The sequence below is a fragment of the Paraburkholderia metrosideri genome, assembly GCF_904848625.1.
Lineage (GTDB): Bacteria > Pseudomonadota > Gammaproteobacteria > Burkholderiales > Burkholderiaceae > Paraburkholderia > Paraburkholderia metrosideri.
In genome coordinates this window covers 342,600-367,711 of the sequence record NZ_CAJHCP010000001.1, presented here as the reverse complement: position 1 = coordinate 367,711, position 25,112 = coordinate 342,600, and the positions used below count along the sequence as shown (strand labels likewise).

Annotated in this window: 24 protein-coding genes; 13 read left to right on the top strand and 11 right to left on the bottom strand. The window is 62.4% G+C overall.

The genetic code is table 11. The features are described 5' to 3' along the window. Nucleotides 1-123 precede the first annotated feature (123 nt). Nucleotides 124-333 carry a hypothetical protein gene (locus tag LMG28727_RS01605; protein ID WP_201640560.1) on the bottom strand — a complete coding sequence of 70 codons (210 nt, stop codon included), beginning with the start codon at nucleotides 331-333 and terminating at the stop codon, nucleotides 124-126. On the opposite strand from LMG28727_RS01605, the gene LMG28727_RS01600 reads away from it, so the two are divergent. From LMG28727_RS01600 to LMG28727_RS01550, 11 genes are all read left to right on the top strand, one after another. Further along, nucleotides 332-2,086 (top strand): glycosyltransferase family 39 protein, encoded by a 1,755-nt coding sequence (locus LMG28727_RS01600; RefSeq protein WP_201640559.1) that lies wholly within the window; start codon nucleotides 332-334, stop codon nucleotides 2,084-2,086. The genes LMG28727_RS01605 and LMG28727_RS01600 overlap by 2 nt on opposite strands. 25 nt (nucleotides 2,087-2,111) lie before the next feature. After that, complete coding sequence (locus tag LMG28727_RS01595; RefSeq protein WP_201640558.1) at nucleotides 2,112-2,483, top strand: SMR family transporter; 372 nt, start codon at nucleotides 2,112-2,114, stop codon at nucleotides 2,481-2,483. Nucleotides 2,484-2,763: 280 nt separating this feature from the next. After that, complete coding sequence (locus tag LMG28727_RS01590; RefSeq protein ID WP_201640557.1) at nucleotides 2,764-3,924, top strand: DegT/DnrJ/EryC1/StrS family aminotransferase; 1,161 nt, start codon at nucleotides 2,764-2,766, stop codon at nucleotides 3,922-3,924. 7 nt (nucleotides 3,925-3,931) lie between these two features. Beyond that, nucleotides 3,932-4,975, top strand: a complete 1,044-nt coding sequence (locus tag LMG28727_RS01585; RefSeq protein ID WP_201640556.1) for a glycosyltransferase — start codon at nucleotides 3,932-3,934, stop codon at nucleotides 4,973-4,975. Continuing rightward, nucleotides 4,972-5,919, top strand: coding sequence for a formyltransferase (locus tag LMG28727_RS01580; RefSeq protein ID WP_201640555.1), 948 nt, complete (start codon nucleotides 4,972-4,974; stop codon nucleotides 5,917-5,919). Before LMG28727_RS01585 ends, LMG28727_RS01580 begins: the two co-directional genes overlap by 4 nt. Continuing rightward, nucleotides 5,916-6,962 carry a bifunctional UDP-4-keto-pentose/UDP-xylose synthase gene (locus LMG28727_RS01575; RefSeq protein ID WP_201640554.1) on the top strand — a complete coding sequence of 349 codons (1,047 nt, stop codon included), beginning with the start codon at nucleotides 5,916-5,918 and terminating at the stop codon, nucleotides 6,960-6,962. The genes LMG28727_RS01580 and LMG28727_RS01575 overlap by 4 nt, the downstream gene beginning before the upstream one ends. A 10-nt stretch (nucleotides 6,963-6,972) precedes the next feature. Continuing rightward, nucleotides 6,973-7,866: a polysaccharide deacetylase family protein gene (locus LMG28727_RS01570; RefSeq protein ID WP_201640553.1), complete on the top strand. Its 894-nt coding sequence runs from the start codon at nucleotides 6,973-6,975 to the stop codon at nucleotides 7,864-7,866. Nucleotides 7,867-8,017: 151 nt separating this feature from the next. Next, nucleotides 8,018-8,479 (top strand): peroxiredoxin, encoded by a 462-nt coding sequence (locus tag LMG28727_RS01565; RefSeq protein ID WP_201640552.1) that lies wholly within the window; start codon nucleotides 8,018-8,020, stop codon nucleotides 8,477-8,479. Nucleotides 8,480-8,844: 365 nt separating this feature from the next. Then, nucleotides 8,845-10,710 (top strand): PhoH family protein, encoded by a 1,866-nt coding sequence (locus tag LMG28727_RS01560; protein WP_201640551.1) that lies wholly within the window; start codon nucleotides 8,845-8,847, stop codon nucleotides 10,708-10,710. A gap of 215 nt (nucleotides 10,711-10,925) precedes the next feature. After that, on the top strand, nucleotides 10,926-12,134 hold the full coding sequence (locus tag LMG28727_RS01555) for a C40 family peptidase (protein WP_201640550.1): 1,209 nt from the start codon (nucleotides 10,926-10,928) through the stop codon (nucleotides 12,132-12,134). Between the two features lie 398 nt (nucleotides 12,135-12,532). Beyond that, on the top strand, nucleotides 12,533-13,339 hold the full coding sequence (locus tag LMG28727_RS01550; RefSeq protein ID WP_201640549.1) for an SDR family oxidoreductase: 807 nt from the start codon (nucleotides 12,533-12,535) through the stop codon (nucleotides 13,337-13,339). 273 nt (nucleotides 13,340-13,612) lie between these two features. Here LMG28727_RS01550 and LMG28727_RS01545 read toward each other — a convergent pair whose 3' ends face one another. The 10 genes from LMG28727_RS01545 to LMG28727_RS01500 form a co-directional block, all read right to left on the bottom strand. After that, a complete protein-coding gene (locus LMG28727_RS01545) occupies nucleotides 13,613-14,623 on the bottom strand; it encodes an inorganic phosphate transporter (RefSeq protein ID WP_201640548.1) in 1,011 nt (336 codons plus the stop codon). Then, on the bottom strand, nucleotides 14,623-15,249 hold the full coding sequence (locus LMG28727_RS01540) for a DUF47 domain-containing protein (RefSeq protein WP_074763851.1): 627 nt from the start codon (nucleotides 15,247-15,249) through the stop codon (nucleotides 14,623-14,625). Before LMG28727_RS01540 ends, LMG28727_RS01545 begins: the two co-directional genes overlap by 1 nt. A 138-nt stretch (nucleotides 15,250-15,387) precedes the next feature. Next, nucleotides 15,388-16,773 (bottom strand): replicative DNA helicase, encoded by a 1,386-nt coding sequence (locus LMG28727_RS01535; RefSeq protein ID WP_074763850.1) that lies wholly within the window; start codon nucleotides 16,771-16,773, stop codon nucleotides 15,388-15,390. A 133-nt stretch (nucleotides 16,774-16,906) separates the two neighbouring features. After that, a complete protein-coding gene (gene rplI, locus LMG28727_RS01530; RefSeq protein WP_201640547.1) occupies nucleotides 16,907-17,359 on the bottom strand; it encodes a 50S ribosomal protein L9 in 453 nt (150 codons plus the stop codon). A gap of 27 nt (nucleotides 17,360-17,386) precedes the next feature. Continuing rightward, nucleotides 17,387-17,662 (bottom strand): 30S ribosomal protein S18, encoded by a 276-nt coding sequence (rpsR, locus tag LMG28727_RS01525; RefSeq protein WP_007182109.1) that lies wholly within the window; start codon nucleotides 17,660-17,662, stop codon nucleotides 17,387-17,389. A gap of 2 nt (nucleotides 17,663-17,664) precedes the next feature. After that, on the bottom strand, nucleotides 17,665-17,964 hold the full coding sequence (gene priB / locus LMG28727_RS01520) for a primosomal replication protein N (RefSeq protein WP_201640546.1): 300 nt from the start codon (nucleotides 17,962-17,964) through the stop codon (nucleotides 17,665-17,667). Between the two features lie 50 nt (nucleotides 17,965-18,014). Then, complete coding sequence (gene rpsF, locus LMG28727_RS01515) at nucleotides 18,015-18,389, bottom strand: 30S ribosomal protein S6 (protein ID WP_201640545.1); 375 nt, start codon at nucleotides 18,387-18,389, stop codon at nucleotides 18,015-18,017. A 383-nt stretch (nucleotides 18,390-18,772) separates the two neighbouring features. Next, complete coding sequence (locus LMG28727_RS01510) at nucleotides 18,773-19,771, bottom strand: anti-sigma factor family protein (RefSeq protein WP_201640544.1); 999 nt, start codon at nucleotides 19,769-19,771, stop codon at nucleotides 18,773-18,775. Continuing rightward, nucleotides 19,761-20,735, bottom strand: coding sequence for an RNA polymerase sigma factor (locus LMG28727_RS01505; RefSeq protein ID WP_201640543.1), 975 nt, complete (start codon nucleotides 20,733-20,735; stop codon nucleotides 19,761-19,763). Before LMG28727_RS01505 ends, LMG28727_RS01510 begins: the two co-directional genes overlap by 11 nt. A gap of 552 nt (nucleotides 20,736-21,287) precedes the next feature. Next, complete coding sequence (locus LMG28727_RS01500) at nucleotides 21,288-22,202, bottom strand: LysR family transcriptional regulator (RefSeq protein WP_201640542.1); 915 nt, start codon at nucleotides 22,200-22,202, stop codon at nucleotides 21,288-21,290. Nucleotides 22,203-22,375: 173 nt separating this feature from the next. Here LMG28727_RS01500 and gcl point away from each other — a divergent pair, with 173 nt between their 5' ends. After that, nucleotides 22,376-24,151, top strand: coding sequence for a glyoxylate carboligase (gene gcl / locus LMG28727_RS01495; protein WP_201640541.1), 1,776 nt, complete (start codon nucleotides 22,376-22,378; stop codon nucleotides 24,149-24,151). A gap of 108 nt (nucleotides 24,152-24,259) precedes the next feature. Then, entirely contained in the window at nucleotides 24,260-25,069 is an 810-nt protein-coding gene (gene otnI, locus LMG28727_RS01490; protein WP_201640540.1) for a 2-oxo-tetronate isomerase, read from the top strand. Nucleotides 25,070-25,112 lie beyond the last annotated feature (43 nt).

The window sequence follows — 25,112 nt, the reverse complement described above, 5'->3', positions numbered from 1 at the left end:
CTGGCGCACGCCATGTATTCAGCATGCCCACCGCCGCCGGTTGACCCGCACACCCTCGCCGCGACCTGGCCGATAACGTACACTGCGCGCCATCGGTGCGCTGCTCTTACATCGGAATCGATCTCACGCCGGGCCCGCTCGCCGGAGATTGGAGCGCTGCTGGGTCTGCGTCAGGCAACGGCGGTCGGCCATCGATAACCGGCGCTCCGGCAAGCTGACGACGGGCAGAACAGCGGTCTTCGTGCGCAGGCGCCCGCCGGTAGCCGCCCCCGCCGTTCCCAGACAACATCGCTTCGCCGCCCACGCGGCGTCGCCCAACAGGTTGAAATCCATGAACGATACGCCGACGAGGCTACCGCTCAATCGCACCACGATCCTGCTGCTGGTGCTGGCCCTCGCCGTGATCTGGTTCGTACCGCTCGGCTGGCGCCACCTGCTGCCGAGCGACGAAGGCCGCTATGCCGAAATGGCACGCGAGATGTTCGTCACCGGCGACTGGATCACGCCGCGCTACAACGCCTACAAATATTTCGAAAAGCCGCCGCTGCAAACCTGGGCGAACGCGCTGACCTTCGCGTGGTTCGGCATCGGCGAATGGCAAGCGCGCCTTTACACGGCGCTGACCGGCTTTGCCGGCGTGCTGCTGATCGGCTTCACCGGCGCGCGCGTGTTCAACGCGGCAACCGGCGTGTTCGCAGCGATCGTGCTGGCCTGTTCGCCGTACTGGAACCTGATGGGCCACTTCAACACGCTCGACATGGGCCTGTCGTTCTGGATGGCGCTGACCCTGTGCTCGCTGCTGCTCGCGCAGCGCCCGAACCTGTCGAACTCGTGCGTGCGCGGCTGGATGTGGCTCTGCTGGGCGTCGATGGCGATGGCCGTGCTGTCCAAGGGACTGGTCGGCGTGATCCTGCCGGGCGCGGTGCTGGTGCTGTACACGCTGATCGCGCGTGACTGGGCAATGTGGAAGCGCCTGCACCTGATCGGCGGCCTGATCGTGTTTTTCGCGATCGTCACGCCGTGGTTCGTGCTGGTGCAGCAACGCAATCCCGAATTCCTGAATTTCTTCTTCATCGTGCAGCAGTTCAAGCGCTACCTGACGCCGGAGCAGAATCGTCCCGGTGCGTTTTACTACTTCGTGCCGGTGCTGCTGGTGGGCTTCCTGCCGTGGCTGTCGGTGACGGTGCAAAGCGTGCGCCATGCGTGGCGCCAGCCGCGTCAGCCGAACGGCTTCGCCCCCGTCACGCTGATGTTGACGTGGGTCGTCTTCATCTTCCTGTTCTTCAGCGCGTCGCACTCGAAACTGCTGTCCTACACGCTGCCGATCGCGCCGCCGATCGCGATGCTGATCGGCATGTACCTGCCGCTCGTCACGCGCGACCAGTGGCGCCGCCATCTGGCGGGCTATGCGCTGTTCTTAGTGGCGGCTGCGTTTGCCGCGCTATTTCTCGGGCGGCTGGGCAGCGGACGCAATCCGGCCGAGCTGTATATCGAATATCGAAGCTGGGTGCTGGCCGCGCTCGGAGTTGCCTTCGTGCTGACGCTGGTCGCGCTGTGGCTGAACCGCCGCAGCAAGGCGGGGATTCTCGGCGCCGTCGCCAGTTTCGGGGCCGCCTGGCTGCTGCTCGGCACGATCGCCGGCACGGGGCACGACGTGTTTGGGCGTCAGAGTTCCGGGGTCCTGCTGGCGCCCGCGATCAAGGCCCAGCTCGCGAAGCTGCCGCCCGATACGCCGTTTTACTCGGTCGGCGTGCTCGATCACACGCTGCCGTTTTACGTCGGCCACACGATGATCATGGTCGAGCATGCCGACGAACTGACGTTCGGCGTGAGCGTCGAACCGCAGAAGTGGGTGCCGACGATCGACCAGTGGATCGCGCTCTGGAAGGCCGACCGCTACGCACTCGCGCTGATCCCGCCGTCGACCTACGACCGCCTCGTTACCCAGGGTCTGCCGATGCAGGTGATCGCGCGCGATTCGCGTCGCGTGGTGGTGATGAAGCCGCTTGAGCCGCTCGTGCCGCAGGCGCCGCAGGCCGCGCCCGCCGCCCCGGCGCCAGCGCCGGTGGAAAAACCACAACCATGACCCCATCTCAGGATCTGACCGTTCGATGAACCCGATTTCCCTTATTTGCATCCTGGCGGGCGTCACGCTGAACGCGGGTGCGCAGTTGCTGCTGAAAGCCGGCACCAATGCCGTTGGACACTTCGAATTCACCCGTGCGAACATCCTGCCCATCGGCTGGCGACTCGCGACCCAGGCGCCGGTGATCGGCGGCCTCGCCTGCTATGTGATCAGTGTGGCCGTGTGGATCGTCGGGCTGTCGCGCGTGGACGTGTCGATCGCCTATCCGATGCTGTCGCTCGGCTATGTCGTCAACGCGTTTGCGGCGTGGTACCTGTTCGGCGAAGTGATGTCGGTGCAGAAGCTGGTTGGGATCGGCATCATCCTGATCGGCGTGGTGGTGCTGGCGCGCAGCTAGTCGTGATGGCGGCGGCGAGGCGGCCTCGGGCCTGACATACGCGGTTTGAAACGCGTAGTCTGAAACGATTTATTACCGTTTATCGTCCGCGCCGGCTAGCCCGGCGCAACCAGTACAAGATACCGTAAGCGGACTCCGCCGCCAGGCTAAGCGACAGTTAAGGTTGCCCGCGGTAAGCTCTCCGGTTGCGCCTTTTTTGCCGCGGCCTTGGGTTTGCGCGTAGTTTGTGGTTTACTTCGCGCCCTTCGGGTAGCGCCCCTCTCAATCGAGCGAAGCATTCATGAGCCAGTCAACAGTTCCAGTTTTGCCGTTTTTGCCGTTCGTCAAACCTGAGATCGATGAAGAAACGATCCAGGGCGTCGCCGACGTGCTGCGCTCCGGCTGGATCACCACCGGTCCGCAGAACCAGAAGTTCGAAGCGGCGCTGTCCGGGTACTGCGGCGGCCGTCCGGTGCGCACGTTCAACTCCGGCACCGCGACGATGGAGATCGGCCTGCGCATCGCCGGCGTCGGTCCCGGCGACGAAGTCATCACCACGCCCGCCACGTGGGTGTCCACCTGCAATGTGATCCTTCAGGTCGGCGCGACACCGGTATTCGTCGACATCGATCCGGTCACCCGCAATATCGACCTGAATCTGCTGGAAAAGGCCATCACGCCGCGCACCAAGGCGCTGCTGCCGGTGTATCTGTCGGGCCTGCCGGTCGACATGGACCGCCTGTACGCGATTGCCCGCGAGCACAAGCTGCGCGTGGTCGAAGATGCGGCGCAGGCGTTCGGCTCGACGTGGAACGGCGAGCGCATCGGCAAGCTCGGCGACATCGTGTCGTTCAGCTTCCACGCAAACAAGAATCTGACCTCGATCGAAGGCGGCGCGCTGGTGCTGAACAACGACGAAGAAGCCGTGCTGGCCCAGAAGTACCGGCTGCAAGGCATCACCCGCACGGGTTTCGACGGCATGGACTGCGACGTGCTCGGCGGCAAATACAATCTGACGGACGTCGCCGCGCGCGTCGGGCTCGGTCAGCTGCCGCATATGGAGCGGTTCATCGAACAACGCAAGAAGCTGGTGCGCCTCTATTTCGCTGGACTGGGCAAGGGCCCGGCGGCGGAGCTGGGCGTCGGCCTGCCGTTTGCCGACCTCGAGAACAGCAACTGGCACATGTTCCAGATCACGCTGCCGCTCGAAAAACTGTCGATCGACCGCGCCGGCTTCATGAATGAACTGAAAGAGCGCGGCGTTGGCTCGGGCGTGCATTATCCTGCGCTGCATCTGTTCACGCTGTACCGCGAACGCGGCTTCAAGGAAGGCATGTTCCCGCATGCGGAGCGCTTTGGCGCGACCACGGTCACGCTGCCGCTCTTCACGTTGATGAACGAAAGCGACGTGGAGCGCGTATGCCGCGCGGTCAACGAAATTTGCGAACAATACGGAAAGTAAAGCCGAAATGACTTATTCGGAACATCGCGCTGTTGCCCCGGAAGTGTCGATCATCATTCCGGTGTACAACGAGGAAGCCGGGCTGGCCGCGCTATTCGAGCGCCTCTACCCGGCGCTCGACGCGCTCGGCACCGGTTATGAAGTGATCTTCATCAACGACGGCAGCCGCGACAAATCCGCCGCTCTGCTCGCCGAGCAGTTCCGCGCGCGGCCTGACACGAGCCGCGTGATCCTGCTGAACGGCAACTACGGTCAGCACATGGCGATTCTGGCGGGCTTCGAACAGTCGCGCGGCGACATCGTCATCACGCTCGACGCCGACCTGCAGAATCCGCCGGAAGAAATCGGCAAGCTGGTCTCGAAGATGCGCGAAGGCTACGACTATGTCGGCACGATCCGCCTGCAACGCCAGGACAGCTTGTGGCGCCGCAAGGCCTCGCGCGCGATGAACCGGCTGCGCGAGCGCATCACCCGCATCAAGATGACCGACCAGGGCTGCATGCTGCGCGCGTACAGCCGGCACATCATCGACACGATCAATCGTTGCGGCGAAATCAACACGTTCATTCCGGCGCTCGCGTATACGTTTGCGCAGAACCCGGTCGAGATCGAAGTCGCGCACGAAGAGCGTTTTGCCGGTGAATCAAAGTACTCGCTGTATTCGCTGATCCGTTTGAATTTCGACCTCGTCACCGGTTTCTCGGTGGTGCCGTTGCAATGGCTGTCGTTCATTGGCGTGATCCTGTCGCTCGGGTCGGCCGCGTTGTTCGTGTTGCTGCTGATTCGACGCTTCATCATCGGCGCGGAAGTGCAAGGTGTGTTCACGCTGTTCGCCGTGATGTTCTTCCTGCTCGGCGTGATTATTTTCGCGCTCGGGCTGCTTGGTGAATACATCGGCCGGATTTATCAGCAGGTGCGCGCGCGTCCGCGCTATCTGGTGCAGACCATTCTGGAACAGCGCGACGGCACGACCGTGACCGAAGCGCCGCGTCAAGCCGTGGTGCAGGCTGTGCAAACCGCTCCGCTGGTCGATCAGGGGCCGAATCCATGAAGCCGCGCGCTGTCGTATTCGCGTATCACAACGTCGGCGTGCGCTGCCTGCAGGTGTTGCTCGCGCGCGGCGTCGACGTGGCGCTGGTCGTCACGCACGAGGACAACCCGAGCGAAAACATCTGGTTCGGCAGTGTGGCTTCGGTCGCGGCTGAACACGGCATTCCGGTTGTCACGCCCGCTGATCCGAAAAGTCCGGAACTGCGCGCCGCCATCAGCGCTGCGCGCCCGGATTTCATCTTCTCGTTCTACTACCGCCATATGTTGCCGGTCGACCTGTTGGCCATCGCTTCACGGGGCGCTTACAACATGCACGGCTCGTTGCTGCCGAAATACCGCGGCCGCGTGCCGACTAACTGGGCGGTGATTTACGGCGAAACCGAAACCGGCGCGACGCTGCACGAAATGGCCGCGAAGCCCGACGCGGGCGCGATCATCGCGCAGACGCCGGTACCGATCCTGCCCGACGATACCGCCGCGCAGGTATTCGACAAAGTCACGGTCGCCGCCGAGCAAACGCTCTGGCGCGTGCTGCCCGCTTTGCTCGCGGGCGAAGCGCCGCATCTGCCGAACGACCTCTCGCACGGCAGCTACTACGGCGGCCGCAAGCCGGAAGACGGCCGGATCGACTGGAGCCAGCCCGCGCAGCAGGTGTACAACCTGATTCGCGCGGTCGCGCCGCCCTATCCCGGCGCTTTCACCGACATCGGCGAACAGCGTTTTATCGTCGCACGTGCACGCCTGGCCGCGCCTGGCGCGCTTCGCTCGGATTTGCCGCCCGGCCTGCACGTAAGCGATAATGCCGTTTTCGCGATCTGCGGCGACGGTCGCACGATTGCCATCCACGAATTGCGGCACCAGCACGACGGCAGCGAAACTGTCGTCTCCCCGGCCGAATTCGCCCAGCTCATTCGAACTCCCCTCCAAAGTCCCCGTTACTCATGAAAAAAGTCCTGATTCTGGGTGTGAACGGCTTCATCGGCCATCACCTGTCCAAACGCATTCTCGAAACGACCGACTGGGAAGTCTTCGGGATGGACATGCAGACTGAACGTCTGGGCGACCTCATCAATCATGAGCGGATGCACTTCTTCGAAGGCGACATCACGATCAACAAGGAGTGGGTCGAATATCACGTCAAGAAGTGCGACGTGATCCTGCCGCTGGTCGCGATCGCCACGCCCGCTACCTACGTGAAGCAGCCGTTGCGCGTGTTCGAACTCGACTTCGAAGCGAACCTGCCGATCGTGCGTTCGGCCGTCAAGTACGGCAAGCACCTCGTGTTTCCGTCGACCTCCGAGGTCTACGGCATGTGCACGGACGAGCAGTTCGATCCGGAAGAATCGCAACTGTCGTACGGCCCGATCAACAAGCCGCGCTGGATCTACGCGTGCTCGAAGCAGTTGATGGACCGCGTGATCTGGGGCTACGGCATGGAAGGCCTGAACTTCACGCTGTTCCGCCCGTTCAACTGGATCGGCCCGGGCCTCGACTCGATCTACACGCCGAAGGAAGGCAGCTCGCGCGTGGTCACGCAGTTCCTCGGCCATATCGTGCGCGGCGAGAACATTAGCCTCGTCGACGGCGGCGCGCAGAAGCGTGCGTTCACCGATATCGACGACGGCATCGGCGCGCTGATGAAGATCATCGAGAACAAGGACGGCATTGCCACGGGCAAGATCTACAACATCGGCAACCCGACCAACAACTTCTCGGTGCGTGAGCTCGCGCACAAGATGCTGACGCTGGCCGCCGAATTCCCCGAATACGCGGACATGGCCAAGCAGGTTCAACTGGTCGAAACGTCGTCGGGCGCTTACTACGGCGCCGGCTATCAGGACGTGCAGAACCGCGTGCCGAAGATCGACAACACGATGCAGGAACTCGGCTGGGCGCCGAAGTCGACGTTCGACGAAGCGCTGCGCAAAATTTTCGAAGCGTATCGCGGCCATGTCGGCGAAGCGCGCGCGCTCGTCGAACAGCAATAAGGGCTGATCCTTGGCCCGTATCGTCCTGAAGATCGACGTCGACACGCTGCGCGGCACCCGCGAAGGCGTGCCGAATCTCGCGCGTATCTTCGACCGCTTCAAGGCGCGCGCCACCTTCCTGTTCAGCCTCGGGCCCGACCACACCGGTTGGGCGATGCGGCGCGTGCTGCGGCCGGGGTTTCTGAAGAAGGTGTCGCGTACTTCGGTGGTCGAACACTACGGCATCAAGCAGTTGATGTACGGCGTGCTGCTGCCGGGGCCTGACATCGGCGCGAAGACATCGGCGGAAATGCGTGCGATTCATGAAGCCGGCTTCGAATGCGGCATTCATACGTGGGATCACGTGGTCTGGCAGGACAACGTGCGTTCGAAAGACCGCGCGTGGACGACCGCGCAAATGCAGAAAAGCCACGACCGTTTCGCCGATATTTTCGGCGCGCCGCCGGTGACGCACGGCGCGGCGGGCTGGCAGATGAACGGCTACGCGTTCGAGCAGATCGACGCGTGGGGCATGCACTACGCGTCCGACGGCCGCGGACATTCGCCGTATCTGCCGGTCGTCGACGGCAAGACGCTAGCGCATGTGCAGATGCCGACCACGCTGCCCACGCTCGACGAAGTGCTGGGCGTGGACGGCGTCGATCTGCACAACGTCGCCGGCTGGATGTTGAAGCACACCGACAGCAACCCGCACGACCAGGTGTTCACGCTGCACGCAGAACTCGAAGGGCAAAAGCTCGCGCCCATTTTCGAACAGCTGCTTGAAGGCTGGCGCGCGCAAGGCCACACGTTCGCAACCATGGGCGATTACTACGCCACGCTGGACCGCAACACGCTGCCATCGTACCCTGTTACGTGGGGCGAAATTCCAGGGCGTTCCGGCGAACTGATTGTCCAGCCCTGACCGGGCAACCAGCCGCCACCCCTGACGACCCGGCCCACGCGCGAGAACAGGCCGCGCGCCAGGCCGACCTCCCCAAAAGCCTCGATGCCAGGCCGACGCCGACGCAGCAGTCAACCGCGGGCGGCGCCGACCATAACAACCGGAGAACCTCGTGTCCATCGCAGTCGACCAACCCATCCCCGACTTCACCGCCCCCGCTACCGGCGGCGAGATCACGCTGTCCAAACTGCGGGGCAAAAAGGTGGTGCTGTATTTCTACCCGAAGGACAACACGCCAGGCTGCACGACCGAAGGTCTGCAATTCCGCGACCTGTACCCTAAGTTCAAGAAGGCCGGCGCGGAAATCCTCGGCGTGTCGCGCGACAGCCTGCGCTCGCATGACAATTTCAAGGCAAAGCTCGAATTACCTTTCCCACTGATTTCAGACCCGGAAGAAAATCTTTGCGCGCTCTTCAACGTCATCAAAATGAAGAAAATGTATGGCAAAGAAGTGCGTGGAATTGAACGCTCCACGTTCCTGATCGACGCCGAAGGGGTGCTGCGCCAGGAGTGGCGTGGCGTAAAAGTACCAGGCCACGTCGACGATATTCTGGAGGCTGTACAAGCGCTTTGAGGCGCGATATATTGGGTTCCAATGAGTGCCTGTCCATCCCAAATTTCCCGCAGCTGCGCCAGACTCGACGGTCGTTTTACCGGTTTCGTTGCTTATACCGGTACCGTCGGAGTCGTGAGGTGCAACGCGAGCACTGTAGGCGAGCCGCTTGCTCCACACGCTGGGGCGGCGGCTTTTTTAATTGCGCGCTGCCGTTCGTTCACTCGGTTGCGCGCTTCCGTTAAGGAGCCGATCGAAGACCAGGCGAACCGGCATCTCTAGACCGAATGCGCGCCTCCGGGCGCAAACTGCGTGCGCATTGACTGGCACCGGCAGAATGCGACAGGCGGCGCACGATATGTGACCCGATTAATTCGAGGGAAACCATGCCTTTGCCTACCCCCCCCAGCAAGCTCGGCAATCTCCTGCCGCCTGACGAATACAAGGCCAAAGCCGCCACCCCGGCGCGCTCCGCCGCGAAGAAACAGGCTGGCGTTGGGGAGCCTACAGAATCGGCCGATTACGGCCGCGCGAACGTCGCCACGCCGATGGCGCACGCCGCCAATGCAGCCACTACGCTGCGCCCCGTGCCGGCGTCGTCGGCCTCCACCGCTGCGTCCGAATCCGCTGGGCAAGCCGCCCCGGCGCGCAGCCGCAAGTCCAAACAAACCGCTGCGTTGTTGCAGCCGGTTCCGGCTGCCCGCCCGCAAGCCGAGCCGTCCGCGCCTGTTGCCGAACCGCAACCAGTCGTCGCCCGTGCGCCGAGCGCCAGACAGCCCGCGGCGAGCTCGCCCGCGGCTGCCGCGCCGGCCACCCGCGGCACTAGCAAGAAACGCGGGGCGGCTACCGACCCGGTCGAAATCCAGAAGCTGTTCGTGCTCGACACGAACGTGCTGATGCACGATCCGAGCTGCCTGTTCCGTTTCGAGGAACACGACGTCTATCTGCCGATGATGACGTTGGAAGAACTCGACAACCACAAGAAGGGCATGTCGGAAGTCGCGCGTAACGCGCGTCAGGTGAGCCGTACGCTGGACGCGCTGGTCGCCAACGCGGGCAATATGTCCGACGGCATTTCGCTCGCGCGTCTGGGCAGCCGCGAGGCATCCGGGCGTCTGTACTTCCAGACCAAGCTGACTGCGATCGAGCCGGTCGAAGGTCTGCCGGAAGGCAAGGCCGACAACCAGATTCTGGGTGTCGTGCGTGCGTTGCAGCGCGACCGCGCGGATCGCCAGGTCGTGCTGGTGTCGAAAGACATCAACATGCGCATCAAGGCGCATGCGCTCGGCCTGCCCGCTGAAGATTACTTCAATGACCAGGTGCTCGAAGACAGCGATCTGCTGTACTCCGGCATCCGCGCGCTGCCGCAGGACTTCTGGACCAAGCACGCAAAGGGCATGGAGAGCTGGCAGGACACTAAAACCGGCACCACGTATTACCGCGTGACCGGTCCGCTGTGTCCGTCGATGCTAGTCAACGAGTTCGTCTATCTGGAACCGCAAAACGGCGAGCCGGCGTTTCACGCGCTGGTGCGTGAGTTGAACGGCAAGACGGCGTTGCTGCAAACGCTGCGCGACTACGGTCACCACAAGAACAACGTGTGGGGCATCACGGCGCGCAATCGCGAGCAGAATTTCGCGCTGAATCTGTTGATGAATCCGGAAATCGACTTCGTCACGCTGCTGGGTCAGGCGGGCACGGGCAAGACGCTGGTCGCGCTCGCGGCCGGCCTCGCGCAGGTACTCGACGACAAGCGCTACAACGAGATCATCGTCACGCGCGCGACGGTGCCGGTCGGCGAAGACATCGGCTTCCTGCCGGGTACGGAAGAGGAAAAAATGCAGCCGTGGATGGGTGCATTCGACGACAACCTCGAAGTCCTGCAAAAGACCGACGACGCTGCCGGTGAATGGGGCCGCGCTGCGACCCAGGAGCTGATCCGCTCGCGTCTGAAGGTCAAGAGCATGAACTTCATGCGTGGCCGCACGTTCGTGGATAAATACCTGATCATCGACGAAGCGCAGAATCTGACGCCGAAACAGATGAAAACGCTGGTCACGCGCGCGGGTCCGGGCACGAAGATCATCTGTCTGGGCAATATTGCGCAGATCGACACGCCCTACCTGACCGAAGGCAGTTCCGGGCTGACGTATGTGGTTGATCGCTTCAAGGGTTGGGCGCACAGCGGGCACGTGACGCTGGCGCGCGGCGAGCGTTCGCGACTGGCCGATTACGCGTCGGAAATTCTCTAAGTTTCAGCTAGTTAGCATCATTCGAAGCCGCGTCTGGAGTTGCTCCAGACGCGGCTTTTCTATTGCCCCATGGGCCTGAAAAAAGACACTCAGGCAACACTTAGCGCACAAACTTCAAGTAATTTATCAAGAATTCTTGCCGCCGCCGCGTTGGGCGGGCTACCATCCGGAAATCGTCCGTCAGTCTACGAGCGTTTAACGCTCGTCCCGTTTTCATGCGCCGACTTGCGTTGTCCCTGCTGACTATCCTGTTGCTCGCGGCCTGTGCCGGCGCGCCGCAGAAAGTGTCGCGCGGGTCGGGCAACTCGGTGATCGTGGCAAACGGCGCCTATCATGCGCCGCCCCCGGGCTTTCCGAATTTCGTCGATCACAGCATCGGCCGCGAGGAAATCTCGATTCAGGCGATGAGTCTCGTAGGCGTGCCGTACCGGTGGGGCGGCAATACGCCTGATAGCGGCTTCGATTGCAGCGGACTGGTTCGCTACGTCGTCTTGCGCGCAGCGTCGGTGAATCTACCGAGAACGACTGCGGATATGAGCGTGCGGGGTGAATCGATTGAACCCGATCAGGTCGCGCCAGGTGACCTGATTTTTTTCAATACGACCGGGCGCGCGCATTCGCATGTCGGCATTTATGTGGGCAAGCTGCGCTTCGTCAACGCGCCGTCGACCGGTGGTACGGTGCGGCTCGACTATCTGACCAATCCTTACTGGGCCAAGCGCTTCGACGGCATCCGGCGGATGGCGGCGCCTGCTGCTGCGCCTGCACCGTTTGACACGCCGAGCTATCAGGCCGCGGCGCCTCAGCCGGAACGTGGCATCCCGCCTGCGAGCGCGGCTGGTGTGGCAAGTGCGGAAGTCGCGCCGCCGGTGGCAGCGGTTTCAGCCCCACCGCCGGTTTATGCTGCCGAACCGCAGCCGCCGCAAAATCAATCGCAACGGGCGGCCCGCGTCGTTGAGGCTCACGCACCTTTGACTGCTACAGCGGCTCAGTCCACCACTGGCGCTGCCGCAAGCGGCCCGGCCCCAGGTCAGGCGGATCAGTTCGAGCCGCCACCGCCCGGCCTGAGCGCGGCGCAAATGCAGGCGCGTGCGGCGGGTGCCGTCTCTCCCGCGACCGCGTCGAACTCTCAGGCTCGTGCGTATGACGCCGCTGGCGGCACTTCTACGCAACCGGCGATAACCGCGCGCTCCGTTTCGCAGGGTGCTGCGGGTCACGAGCCAGATGCCATCGATGCCGCCGCCGATGCATTTGAACCGCCGCCGCCCGCTTCGGTCGCCGCGCGACAGGCTCGGCAGGCGCAGCAAGGGGAAGAGAATGACAGCGTGCAGATCATGCGCGCGTCGACTGGCTCACGCGGCACGCCCGCCCCCACGCAAACCAACGACGATCCCATTGCCCGGTTCGCCAACGGTAATTTCTGACGTCGGCAATTCGCATGCTTTATTCGCGTTCGTGGACGGATGAGTGATGTGGGGCGAACGCATCGGGTTTTCCGGTTTTCCAATGGCCGGCATGCCTGCTTAGCACAGTACTAACGGACCGGTTGGTCAGAACGGCTCCCCACGCTAATACACGCCGCCGGTGGCCGGTGTCGCTGAGCGTTTCCCGCCGCGATTTGCGACGTCCTCGACCTGAGTGATGCGTTCAATGTCCGGAGCCTTTCGACCTTCTCCGCTCCTTCACGCATTACCTCTATACGACGCGCACCCGCGCTGTGTCACGCCGCCCTCCTTCCCGCGCCGCACCAAGGACCGCTTGTCCCAGCGACGCCGCCGATCTGCTATCGTCATCGATATTCTTCCGACTGCAGGTGGTGACGATGGATCTCGGGCTCAAAGACAAGGTGGTATTGATCACAGGCGGCAGCAAGGGAATCGGGCTCGCCTGCGCGCGTGCGTTCGCCGTTGAAGGCGCGAAAGTCGCGATCGTTTCGCGCGACCCCGCCAATCTTGCTCGCGCCTACGAGCAGTTGAAGCAGGAAGGTCTGCATGTGCACCGGACTCGCGCCGATCTGCACGAACCGCATAGCGCCGCCGATATCGTCGAAGAAGTCAGCACTGCCGTCGGCCCGATCGATGTGCTGATCAACAGCGCGGGCGCGGCCCGCCGCTACGATCCGGAAACGCTCGATGCCGACGCGTTCCGCGCGACGATGGAAGCGAAGTATTTCCCGTACATCTATCCGCAGCAGGAAGTTCTGCGGCGCATGGCCGAGCGGGTAAAAGCCGGTGGCGGCACGGAACCCGGCACGATCGTCAATATCATCGGCATGGGCGGCAAGATTGCGAGCGACATCCATATCGCCGGCGGCGCTGCAAATGCCGCGCTGATGCTTGCCACTGTCGGTCTCGCTCACTATTACGCACGCTATGGCATCCGCATCAACGCGATCAACCCCGGGTCGACGCTGACGGAACGCGTCGAGGAAGCGGTCAAACTGGAAGCGGCGCAGCAAGGCATCGAGAGCGCGGACGCGCTGGCGCGCGGTCAGGCTAAAGTGCCACTCGGGCGCTATGCAAAACCGGAGGAAATCGCCGACGTCGCATTGTTTCTGGCTAGCCGCCGGGCGAGCTATGTGACGGGCGCGATCGTGCCGATGGACGGAGGCAGCGCGCCGTTGATCTGAACGGCGCGGTTGTCGGCATGGTGGAGAAAGGCTCGGCGGCATCAGAACTGATGCCGGTCGAAGTTTGCCGCGTCAGGTGCCTGCGTGGGGGCGCCTCGGCGTACGCACAAGCCGGTTGTGCGCCGACCCGCTCGACAGGTCGGCGACGCCACCCGGCAGCAAACGCTGCACGAGTAGCGTTAAAAATGCGGCGCAATGGGTATTACGCCTGAAATTGCCAGCTGATCGTGCTCAAGACGCCTATAGCTGGGGCTGTCAGGCTCACAGAAGGGCTCAAAGAAAGCGGTGGCCAAACCACCAGCCTGCCGCGGAAAGCACCGCCGAAGCCGGAATCGTCAGAATCCACGCCCAGACAATATTCCCGGCAACACCCCAACGCACCGCGCTCAGCTTTTGCGTCGCGCCGACACCGACGATCGCGCCGGTAATCGTGTGCGTGGTCGACACCGGAATGCCGAGCGCCGAAGCGGTGAACAGCGTAATTGCCCCACCCGACTCCGCGCAAAACCCGCCAACCGGCTTCAGCTTGGTGATCTTCTGTCCCATCGTGCGGACGATTCTCCAGCCGCCAAACAGCGTGCCCAAGCCCATCGACAGATAGCAGCCGCCGATCACCCACAGCGGCGGCGCATCGGCGAACGACGACGCGTAACCGGTCGCGATCAGCAGCATCCAGATAATGCCGATGGTCTTCTGCGCGTCATTGCCGCCGTGCCCAAGGCTATAGAGCCCCGCCGAGATCAACTGCAAACGCCGGAATCGCCGGTCGACCTTGCTGGGTGGCGTGCGGAAATAGATCCACGACACCGCCAGCATGAAGAACGACCCGAGCACGAAGCCCAGCAGCGGCGAAATAAAGATGAAAGCGACCGTTTTCAGCAGGCCGTCCATATTGAGCGAGCCCCAGCCCGATTTGGCGAGCGCCGCCCCTACCAGTCCGCCGATCAGCGCATGCGAGGAACTGGACGGAATACCGTAATGCCACGTGATGATGTTCCAGCCGATCGCACCGACCAGCGCCCCAAAAATCACGTAATGGTCGACGATGTCAGGGTCGATCGTGCCCTTGCCAACGGTCGCCGCGACCTTCAGGTGAAACACGAAATACGCGATGACGTTGAACGCAGCAGCGAAGGCGACGGCCTGCTGCGGCTTCAGCACGCCGGTGGAAACCACCGTGGCAATGGAGTTTGCCGCGTCGTGAAAGCCGTTCATGAAGTCGAAAATCAACGCGACGGCGACCAGGCCGGCCACGACCCAGATAGCGAGTTGTATCGATTGCATTATGCGTTTTCCAGCACGATGCCTTCGATGATGTTCGCTACATCTTCACACTTGTCCGTGATCGTTTCGAGCAGTTCATAAATTGCCTTCAGCTTGATCAGCGTCTTGACGTTGTCCTCTTCGCGGAACAGTTTCGACATGGCCGAGCGCAGCACGCGATCGGCTTCCGACTCCAGACGGTCGATTTCCTCGCAAGCCTTCAGGATCTGCCCCGCCTGCTTCATATCCGACAGCAGGCTGACGGCGAACTGCACGCGCTCGGACGTCGCCGTGCAGATATGCGCCAACTGGCTGGCTTCGGACGTGACAGCCTGCACGTCGTACAGCGAGATTGCGGTGGCGACGTCCTCCATCAGGTCGAGGATGTCGTCCATCGTGGTGATCAGCTTGTGGATTTCATCGCGATCGAGCGGCGTGATGAAGGTCTTGTGCAGCAAGTCGATGGTTTCGTGCGTGAGCTTGTCAGCGGCCTTTTCGGCCTTCTGCACGTTTTGCTTGTGGGTCTCCGCGTCTTGCAGATTGTCGATCAGCAGCTCGAGTTCGCGGCTCGCCGAGACGATGCACGTGGCGTGTGCATTGAAAATTTCAAAAAATTTGCCCTCGGTGGGCATGAAACGACCGAACATTGGGATCCCGAAAATTGGTCACATTATGGCTGACATAAAACCGCCACATTGTACCGTTGCGAGACCGATGCCGCACTTTGAAAGCGCCGTTACAACGGCGCTTCAGTTATCGCTTCACTTATCGGCGAATCTGCGTTTTTAATCGCTGTAGAAATTCTGCGCCCCGGCAAAGTTGTCAAACTTCGTGAATTGACCATGGAACGTGAGCCGAACTGGGCCGATCGGACCGTTCCGCTGCTTACCGATGATGATTTCGGCGGTGCCTTTATCCGGGCTATCCGGGTTGTAGACTTCGTCGCGGTAAATGAACAGGATAACGTCCGCATCCTGCTCGATAGCGCCGGATTCGCGCAGATCCGACATGATCGGCCGCTTATTCGGACGTTGTTCGAGGCCACGGTTAAGCTGCGACAACGCGATCACCGGCACGTCGAGCTCTTTGGCGAGACTCTTCAATGAGCGCGAAATTTCTGAAATTTCTGTCGCGCGGTTTTCACCGGAAGACGATCCGCTCATCAGTTGCAAATAGTCGATGATGATGAGCCCAAGCTTGCCGCACTGGCGCGACAACCGGCGTGCGCGCGAACGCAATTCCATCGGGTTCAAACCGCCGGTTTCGTCGATGAAAATCTGCGCTTCGCTCATTTTCTGCACCGCGTGCGTGAGCTTCGGCCAATCTTCGTCGGTCAGGCGGCCGGTACGCATACGGTGCTGATCCAGCCGGCCAACCGAGCCGAGCATACGCATGGTGAGCTGCGAACCCGGCATTTCCATCGAGAACACAGCCACCGGCAGACCATACTCGACCGCCACGTATTCGCCGATGTTCATCGAAAACGCCGTTTTACCCATTGACGGACGTCCTGCCACGATGATCAGTTCGCCGCCGTGCATGCCCGAGGTCATGCGGTCCAGATCGACGAAGCCGGTCGGCGTGCCGGTCACATCGCTTGGGTTGGCGGTGTGGTACAGCGTGTCGATCCGCTCGACCACCTGAGTCAGCAAAGGCCCGATTTCGAGGAAGCCCTGTGTGCCGCGGGCGCCGTCTTCGGCGATCGAGAACACTTTCGATTCCGCTTCGTCCAGCAGTTGCCGGACTTCCTTGCCCTGCGGGTTGAATGCATCAGCCGAAATTTCATCGGCCACGGAAACCAGCCGGCGCAGCACCGCGCGATCGCGCACGATTTCCGCATAGCGGCGAATATTGGCCGCACTCGGCGTGTTCTGCGCCAGCGCATTCAGATACGCAAGACCGCCGACCTCCTCTGCCTTGCCCGAGGTGCCGAGCGCCTCGTACACGGTAATCACGTCGGCCGGACGCGTGGCCGCGATCAGTTTGCCGATGTGTTCGAAGATGATGCGGTGGTCGTAGCGGTAAAAATCGCTCTGCGACAGGAAGTCGGCGATGCGGTCCCAAGCCGCGTTGTCGAGCAGCAAGCCGCCCAGCACCGATTGCTCGGCCTCGATCGAATGCGGCGGGACTTTCAGCGACTCGAGTTGGGGATCTTTGGACGGTGCGTTCATGGAGAGGAATTATCGGGTAATCAGGCGGCGACGGCGAGCGCAAAAACTAAAAAAACGGGCACAAAAAAAGCAGGGGCCGGTTACCCGGCCCCTGCCTTTCGCCAGCTGAATCCTGGCAAATACTACATGATGCTTAGGCGTGTTCGCCGATCACAGCCACCGTCACATCGACGAGAACGTCGGTGTGCAGCGAGACTTGAACTGCGTGGTCGCCGACGATCTTCAGCGGGCCTTCCGGCAGACGCACTTGCGCCTTTTCCACTGCGAAGCCTTGCTTGACCAGCGCGTCAGCGATGTCAGCGTTGGTCACCGAGCCGAACAGACGGCCGTCGACGCCAGCCTTCTGACCGATCTGAACCGTCGAGCCACCCAGCTTTTCGCCTTGAGCTTGAGCTGCAGCCAGCTTTTCAGCGGCGATCTTTTCGAGTTCTGCGCGGCGGACTTCGAATTCAGCCAGGGCTTCCTTCGTTGCACGGCGAGCTTGCTTGTTCGGGATCAGGAAGTTACGTGCGTAACCGTCCTTGACCTTCACGATATCGCCCAGGTTGCCCAGATTGACGACTTTTTCCAGAAGAATGATTTGCATTCAGATGCTCCTTATCGCGTCGTCGGGTTAGGCCTTGTGCTGGTCGGTGTACGGCACCAGCGCGAGGAAACGTGCGCGCTTGATTGCCGTATCCAGCTGGCGTTGATAATGCGACTTCGTACCCGTGAGACGCGCCGGCGTGATCTTGCCGTTTTCGCCGATGAAGTCCTTCAGCGTTTCGAGGTCCTTGTAGTCGATGTGATCGACGCCAGCGGCCGTGAAACGGCAGAACTTCTTGCGCTTGAAGAGCGGATTTTGTTGCTGACGACGCTTGTCGAATTTCTTACCAGTCGGGCGGGGCATGTTCAGTCCTTTCCAATGTCCTGCAATTCTGTGATGTGAAATACCAGAGTTCGTGCGTTGCGGTGCTTTTTTGCCAGGAAGCCTGTGAAGAGCGTTTCCACGCCCATCGGACAGCTTTCCAGCCTACCGCTCGCCTCGCCTGCCGCTACTGCCTGCATGGTGAGTTCGACTTGCCGGGCGATGCCGGCTTCGACGACTTCCGTGCGATGGTGCAACGTGCAACCTGCAATCGGAACGCCGGCGGGGGTGTACCGCACCGGTTCGCGTTCGACGACGCTGGCCTTGAGTTGCAGCCGGTTCATGTAGCCTTGGGCGAAAACGACGCCTGTTCTGGTAGCTTAAATAGTGTGTCTTAAGCCTGCGCTTCGGACGGTTGCGTAGCAGCCGACTTCTTGGCTTCTTCGCGCTGCACTTCCTTCATCATCGGCGACGGGGCCGTTTCGGCCTTCTTCAGCTTGACGATCAGGTGACGCAGAACAGCGTCGTTGAACTTGAATGCGTGTTCCAGCTCGTCGAGCGTAGCCTGGTCGCATTCGATGTTCATGCAGACGTAGTGAGCCTTAGCGAGTTTCTCGATCATGTAGGCCAGTTGGCGGCGGCCCCAGTCTTCGATACGGTGGATCTGGCCACCGTGCGAGGTGATCGTGGACTTGTAACGCTCGATCATGGCGGGCACTTGCTCGCTCTGATCCGGGTGCACGATAAAAACGATTTCGTAATGACGCATATTCACTCCTTGTGCTGACTTATGGATAAAAGCCACCCGGGCGTCGAACCGGTGCGGCAAGTGAGAAGCCAAAGAGTGTAACCCGAATGGGGCCGGGTTGCAAGATATCCCGTTAATGAAACGCACGAATCGGGTGTGTTTTCAAAGGTTTAGGGCCAAGACTGGCCGGAAGGCGGCGACCCGTTAAAGGTGGGAATCGGAGCGGAGAGCGACACCCGGCTGGTCCCGGGTGCCGTCTGGACCTCGTTTGAACGGTCGTAGAACGGCCTGGTGCACTTGAGATGCGCGCGGCCGCTGTTCTGTGCAGCAGCCAACATGCGCGACCGGGGCGATTCCGCCAAAGCCACCCGCACACCCATGCGGCACACGTTCCCGTAAGCCGGCTACGAGCCACCTTCCGTGCGCTCGCTGCCGCTTTGCAGACGCGCTTTCAACGCAGTCTCCAGTCCCGTCAACGCATCGGGCGCGGCATCGGAAATCGCCCACCAGGTCATGCCTTCAGCGTTCCAGTGGGCGATCGAGTAGCCCTCCCGCCCCAGCGTCGACGGCGCCGCACCCGAGCCGCTCTGCGGAAACACGTACACGTCGATCACGTGCTTGCCATACCGGTACACCAGCACCGCCACCCGCTGATGCGCGAGGTAGTCGAGCCGCCCACCCTGTAACGGGAAGCCGCTGGCGGCCAGATCCTCGACCGGCGGCGAGTAGTCCAGCCGGCCGTTAAACCACGGCTTGACCGTGTGTCGGTCGGTCGAAATCACGTCGATGTCGCGGCCCGACACCTGGGCTCGCACGTGGCTTTCCACCAGTTCGTCGGTAAATGGAGAAATATCCGCGGAACGATGGGCGTTCAACGCGACGCCCGCCGCCACCGCGCCCAATGCGACGATCAGCGCGGCCAGCCAGCCCGAAGCAAACAGCCGGTTGGCGCCGCCGGTGGCGAGCGGGCCTCCGAAGCCACCCGGCTGGCCGCGCCAGCCGTCGAGCAACGCGGACCAGAAGGGCCGGCGCCGTTGACGCGGACGCGACTTCGCCACTGGGTCCGGCGCGCCGTCTGGGTCGCCGGCTTCGCTGAACCCGCTGCTCCCCCTCGCGCCAGCTGTACCGGGTTCCTCGGTCGCGGCAGGACGACCCTCCGCCGCCGTCACGGCCAGCATGTCCTCCAATGGCGGCAACCCCGCAATGATCCGATCCTTCAGCGAAGGCGGCGCGCGATGATAAGGCGCCGCGCGCAGCGCACCGCTCAATTCCCGCAGGCCGTCGCTTTCACGACGGCAGGCATCGCAACTTTCAATATGCTGCTGGACGCGCCGCGCATCCGGCGCGGGCAACTCATGATCGGCGTTCGCATCGAGGAGCGGCCGGGCTTCTTTACAGTCCATCTGGCGTCTCCTGAGCGGAGCCCGCGGCGCTTGCGCCGGGCGAATTGAGTGGCCGGCCGTTTGCAGACGCCCGGAGCGGGGTGACAGTTGCGGTGGCCGCGGTGCCAGACTTGCCGGTAACGGACGCGGCAGCGGGTCCGTCTGCGGCGCGTCCATCGGCACGCTGCGGCGCTGCCTGGCTTCCAGTGCCGGGATGGGCGCTGCCGGACGAATCCGGCGGCCTACCCATCGATTGCGCGGATTGATCCGGGCGAGCCAAATGTTGCGGCGGCTCCGGAGAGCCGGAAGACGCCGGATCGTCCGAATCCTCCTGACGTGCTGATTGCGATGCGGCCCCGCCCGCCGGCATCCGCACCTTGCAGGCCGATGTGCCCGCGCTCGAGGGCTTCGCCCCCTGCTTCTTCATCAACACGTCCGCCAGCTTCCGGCGCCCTCGTGCAAGCCGCGACATCACCGTCCCAATCGGCAAATCCGCCACCACGGCGATTTCCCGATAGCCCATCTCCTCAAGTTCGCGCAGGATCAATACCTCCCGATACTCCACCGGCAACTGCGCCAGCGCCTCGTGCACGAGCTTCGTATCCTCATCGCGGATCAGCAGTGTCTGTGGATCGTCACCGCCTGCGCTCCAGCCATCGAAGGTCGCATCGTCCATGGTGTCGTCGAACTCAAGCATGTCGTGCGACGGCGCCCGACGCCGCCATTCCGTGTACCAGGTCCGGCGCACAATCGCCAGCAACCAGGGACGCGCGGTGTCGCCGCGAAACGTGTCGAAGAAGCGGAAGGCGCGCAGGAAGGCTTCCTGGACTACGTCATCGGCATCGCTCGGGTTGCCGCACAGCCAGCGCGCGAGATTGTACGCAGCGTCGAGATGCGGCAGCGCGAGCTGCTGAAAACGGCGGCTCCTCGCTGCATCGGTATCGCCTCGCTCGCGGGCGACGGCATCTGTTTCGGTCTGGACCACCTCGGCCCTCCAGGGCATTGCGGCTATGCGGTGCGGCTCGTCGTGACTTCCTTTCAATGCATAACCGGGCTTCTGGCGAGTTTATTCCCGCTATCGCCGCAGATCGGCGAAAAGATGCGCGGCGCAGCGGCCCGCTTGCCGGGAGGGGCGGCAGAACCGGCGGGGCGGGCGATACAACGGCGCGATCAGCGTAGTCGCGGCGCCACGCAGCAGTGCTTGGCTGGTGAGCTGGTGGGCTGGTGGGCTGGTGGACTGGTGGACTGGTGGACTGGTGGACTGGTGGACTGGTGGACTGGTGGACTGGTGGACTGGTGGGCTGGTGAGCTGGTGCGCTGGTGCGCTGGTGAGCTGGTGAGCTGGTGAGCTGGTGAGCTGGTGAGCTGGTGAGCTGGTGAGCTGGTGCGCTGGTGAACTGGTGCGCTGGTGCGCTGGTGCGCTGGTGAGCTGGTGAGCTGGCAAGCTGGTGAGCTGGTGACCTCGTGAACTGGCGAGCTGGTGCGCTGGTGAACTGCCAAGCTGGTCCTCCAGCGCGCACCTCTCGCCCCCCCACCCCTAATACCCCGGCCGATTCCAATAATCCTCGCTCGCATACACCTCTTTCAGATAGTCGATGAAATACCGCACCCTCGCCGGCACATAACGCTGCTGCGGATACACCGCGAGAATGTCGTAATCGGGCAGTGCGAATTCGTCGAGCACGGTTTCGAGTTCGCCGCGCGCCAGTTGCTGCTGGATCTCCCACGTGGAGCGCCAGCCGAGCCCAAGCCCTTCCGATACCCACCGGTGCAGCAATTCCCCGTCGTTGCAATCCAGCGATCCGCCGACCCGCACCGTCGCCAGCTTGCCGTTGCGCCGAAAATACCAGCCGCGGTTTTGCCCGCCCTGCAGATTGAACGCGAGACAGTTGTGCTGCGGCAAGTCTTCGAGTGTTTTCGGCTTGCCGTGCCGGCGGAAATAGTCGGGCGTGCCGCACACCACGCGCCGGTTCGACGCCAGCTTCACCGCGACAAAATTCGGATCGACCGCGCCGCCGATCCGGATCGACAGGTCATAGCCTTCGCGCACCAGGTCCACCACCCGGTCGGTCAGATTGAACGACAGCTGTAATCCGGGCTTGTCGGCGAGAAAATCCGGCGCGAGCGGCGCGACATGTTTGCGCCCGAACGCAGCCGGCGCCGACACAATCAGGTGACCGTTCACCGCCCGCCGCCCGGCGCTCAATTCGTTTTCCGCCTGATCCCAATCGGTCAGCAGACCCCGGCAGCGCTCCAGAAACGCGGCGCCCTCCTCGCTCACCACCAGCCGCCGCGTCGAGCGATACATCAGCTTCACGCCGAGGCGTTTTTCCAGCGCGTCGATCCGGCGACCGAGAATCACCGGCGACACCCCCTCCTCCAGCGCGGCCGCCGCCAGGCTGCCCGCATCGGCTACGCGCACGAAGGTCTCGATCTGTTTGAAGCGATCCATGGTGGTCTCCTGCCAGCCGTCGCGCGTCAGCCGAAATCCCAGGCTGCGCGCCATTCCATACTTTTTGTTTCGAAATAAGCGACCCGGACTGATCTTATCAAACCTTTGAGTCGGTCCTAAAGTGCTCTCAACCCCCTTGATTCGCCCGATTCAAAGACATTCAGGAGACATTCATGGCCAAGATGAGAGCCGTCGACGCAGCCGTTCTGGTGCTCGAAAAAGAAGGCATCGACACCGCGTTCGGCGTACCCGGCGCCGCGATCAACCCGTTCTATTCGGCGATGCGCAAGGCCGGCAACATCAGCCACGTGCTGGCGCGCCACGTCGAAGGCGCATCGCACATGGCCGAGGGCTACACCCGTGCGCAGCCGGGCAACATCGGCGTGTGCATCGGCACGTCGGGGCCCGCCGGTACCGACATGATCACCGGTTTGTACTCTGCCCAGGCCGACTCGATTCCTATTCTGGCTATCACAGGTCAGGCGCCGCGCGCGCGTCTTTACAAGGAAGACTTCCAGGCCGTCGATATCGAATCGATCGCGAAGCCCGTCACCAAGTGGGCCGTGACCGTGCGCGAGCCGGCGCTGGTGCCGCGCGTGTTCCAGCAGGCATTTCATTTGATGCGCTCGGGCCGCCCGGGTCCAGTGCTGGTCGATCTGCCGATCGACGTGCAACTCGCTGAAATCGAATTCGATATCGACACCTACGAGCCGCTGCCGGTCTACAAGCCGAAAGCGTCGCGCAAGCAAATCGAAGCGGCGCTGACGCTGTTGAACGACGCCGACAAGCCGTTGATCGTCTCGGGCGGCGGCGTGCTGAACGCAGCGGCTGAAGACCTGCTCGTCGCGTTCGCCGAAACCGTTGGCGTGCCGGTGATCCCGACGCTGATGTCGTGGGGTGCGATTCCCGACGACCATCCGTTGATGGCCGGCATGGTCGGTCTGCAAACCTCGCACCGCTACGGCAACGCGACGATGCTCGCGTCCGACTTCGTGCTCGGCATCGGCAATCGCTGGGCGAACCGCCACACGGGCAGCGTCGAGGTCTATACGAAGGGCCGCAAGTTCGTGCACGTCGATATCGAACCGACGCAGATCGGCCGCGTGTTCGGACCGGACCTGGGCATCGTATCGGACGCGAAGGCTGCGCTCGAACTGTTCGTCGAAGTCGCGAAGGAATGGAAGGTCGCGGGCAAGCTGAAGGACCGCAGCGCATGGGTCGCCGATTGCCAGCAACGCAAGCAGACCCTGCAGCGCAAGACCCACTTCGACAACGTGCCGATGAAGCCGCAGCGCGTGTACGAAGAGATGAACCAGGTGTTCGGCCGCGATACCTGCTACGTGAGCACGATCGGTTTGTCGCAGATTGCCGGCGCGCAATTCCTGCACGTGTACAAGGCGCGCAACTGGATCAACTGTGGCCAGGCCGGCCCGCTCGGCTGGACCATTCCGGCTGCGCTCGGCGTGCGTGCGGCCGACCCGCAACGTCCGATCGTCGCGCTCTCGGGCGACTACGACTTCCAGTTCATGATCGAAGAACTCGCGGTCGGTGCGCAATTCAAGCTGCCGTACGTGCATGTGGTCGTGAACAACTCGTACCTGGGTTTGATCCGCCAGGCACAACGTGCATTCGATATGGACTTCTGCGTGCAACTCGGCTTCGAGAACATCAACGCGCCGGAGATGAACGGTTACGGCGTGGATCACGTGGCAGTCGCCGAGGGTCTGGGTTGCAAGGCGATTCGCGTGTTCAAGCCGGAAGAGTTGAAGCCGGCGCTGCAAAAAGCGCAGGCGATGCTCTCCGAATTCAACGTGCCGGTGATCGTCGAAGTGATTCTCGAACGGGTGACGAACATTTCGATGGGCACCGAGATCGACGCGATCAACGAGTTCGAGGAACTGGCCGCGAAGCGTGAAGACGCGCCGACCGCGATCAGCATGCTCGACTGAACTGCATCAACTGGCTACGTATGAAAGCGACTGCGCGGCATCGCGACTGAGACCCGCGCGTCGCTTCATCACGCCACTTCACTGACCGACCAGAGAGACACACGCATCATGCCGAAATTCGCAGCGAACCTCACCATGCTGTTCAACGAAGTCCCGTTCCTCGAGCGCTTTTCAGCAGCAGCGGATGCGGGCTTTCACGCCGTCGAATTCCTGTTCCCGTATCCGTATCAGATCGCGGAACTGAGCGAACGCCTGCAACAGAATCGCCTGAAGCTCGTGCTGCACAACCTGCCTGCGGGCAACTGGGAAGCAGGTGAACGCGGCATCGCATGCCTGCCTGATCGGGTGGGCGAATTCCAGGAAGGCGTGGGCCGCGCAATTGAATATGCACGCGCGCTGAAAGTGCCGCAACTGAATTGCCTCGTCGGCATTCCGACTGCCGGCGTCGATGTGGATAAAGCGCGGTCGACCATCGTCGACAACCTGCGTTTTGCCGCGGGCGAACTGAAAAAGGCCGGCATCAGACTGCTGGTCGAACCGTGCAATTCGTACGACATCCCCGGCTTCGCGCTGAACCGTTCGGACGAAGGTCTCGATGTGATTCGCGCAGTCGATTCCGACAATCTGTTCCTGCAATACGACATCTATCACATGCAGCGGATGGAAGGCGAACTCGCCGCCACGATCAAAAAGAATCTGCCGCAGATTGCGCATATTCAACTTGCCGACAACCCGGGCCGCAATGAGCCGGGCACGGGCGAAATCAACTATCCGTATCTGTTCGCGCTGCTCGACTCGCTGGGTTACGACGGCTACATCGGTTGCGAATACAAGCCGCGTACGACGACGGCGGCCGGCCTTGGCTGGGTGCAAAGCGTGGCCGGACAAACTCGCGGCGCAGCGCACGCAGCGGCGTGAGCAACGCATAGCAGGCGCACGACGTCCCGAAGTCGCTGAACGG

Excerpts from the sequence above, each read along its gene's own strand:
- LMG28727_RS01600 (WP_201640559.1), top strand. The coding sequence starts at position 332 with ATGAACGATACGCCGACGAGGCTACCGCTCAATCGCACCACGATCCTG.
- LMG28727_RS01605 (WP_201640560.1), bottom strand. The coding sequence starts at position 333 with ATGGATTTCAACCTGTTGGGCGACGCCGCGTGGGCGGCGAAGCGATGT.
- LMG28727_RS01595 (WP_201640558.1), top strand. The coding sequence starts at position 2,112 with ATGAACCCGATTTCCCTTATTTGCATCCTGGCGGGCGTCACGCTGAAC.
- LMG28727_RS01590 (WP_201640557.1), top strand. The coding sequence starts at position 2,764 with ATGAGCCAGTCAACAGTTCCAGTTTTGCCGTTTTTGCCGTTCGTCAAA.
- LMG28727_RS01585 (WP_201640556.1), top strand. The coding sequence starts at position 3,932 with ATGACTTATTCGGAACATCGCGCTGTTGCCCCGGAAGTGTCGATCATC.
- LMG28727_RS01580 (WP_201640555.1), top strand. The coding sequence starts at position 4,972 with ATGAAGCCGCGCGCTGTCGTATTCGCGTATCACAACGTCGGCGTGCGC.
- LMG28727_RS01575 (WP_201640554.1), top strand. The coding sequence starts at position 5,916 with ATGAAAAAAGTCCTGATTCTGGGTGTGAACGGCTTCATCGGCCATCAC.
- LMG28727_RS01560 (WP_201640551.1), top strand. The coding sequence starts at position 8,845 with ATGCCTTTGCCTACCCCCCCCAGCAAGCTCGGCAATCTCCTGCCGCCT.
- LMG28727_RS01555 (WP_201640550.1), top strand. The coding sequence starts at position 10,926 with ATGCGCCGACTTGCGTTGTCCCTGCTGACTATCCTGTTGCTCGCGGCC.
- LMG28727_RS01550 (WP_201640549.1), top strand. The coding sequence starts at position 12,533 with ATGGATCTCGGGCTCAAAGACAAGGTGGTATTGATCACAGGCGGCAGC.
- LMG28727_RS01545 (WP_201640548.1), bottom strand. The coding sequence starts at position 14,623 with ATGCAATCGATACAACTCGCTATCTGGGTCGTGGCCGGCCTGGTCGCC.
- LMG28727_RS01540 (WP_074763851.1), bottom strand. The coding sequence starts at position 15,249 with ATGTTCGGTCGTTTCATGCCCACCGAGGGCAAATTTTTTGAAATTTTC.
- LMG28727_RS01535 (WP_074763850.1), bottom strand. The coding sequence starts at position 16,773 with ATGAACGCACCGTCCAAAGATCCCCAACTCGAGTCGCTGAAAGTCCCG.
- rplI (WP_201640547.1), bottom strand. The coding sequence starts at position 17,359 with ATGCAAATCATTCTTCTGGAAAAAGTCGTCAATCTGGGCAACCTGGGC.
- rpsR (WP_007182109.1), bottom strand. The coding sequence starts at position 17,662 with ATGCCCCGCCCGACTGGTAAGAAATTCGACAAGCGTCGTCAGCAACAA.
- priB (WP_201640546.1), bottom strand. The coding sequence starts at position 17,964 with ATGAACCGGCTGCAACTCAAGGCCAGCGTCGTCGAACGCGAACCGGTG.
- rpsF (WP_201640545.1), bottom strand. The coding sequence starts at position 18,389 with ATGCGTCATTACGAAATCGTTTTTATCGTGCACCCGGATCAGAGCGAG.
- LMG28727_RS01510 (WP_201640544.1), bottom strand. The coding sequence starts at position 19,771 with ATGGACTGTAAAGAAGCCCGGCCGCTCCTCGATGCGAACGCCGATCAT.
- LMG28727_RS01500 (WP_201640542.1), bottom strand. The coding sequence starts at position 22,202 with ATGGATCGCTTCAAACAGATCGAGACCTTCGTGCGCGTAGCCGATGCG.
- gcl (WP_201640541.1), top strand. The coding sequence starts at position 22,376 with ATGGCCAAGATGAGAGCCGTCGACGCAGCCGTTCTGGTGCTCGAAAAA.
- otnI (WP_201640540.1), top strand. The coding sequence starts at position 24,260 with ATGCCGAAATTCGCAGCGAACCTCACCATGCTGTTCAACGAAGTCCCG.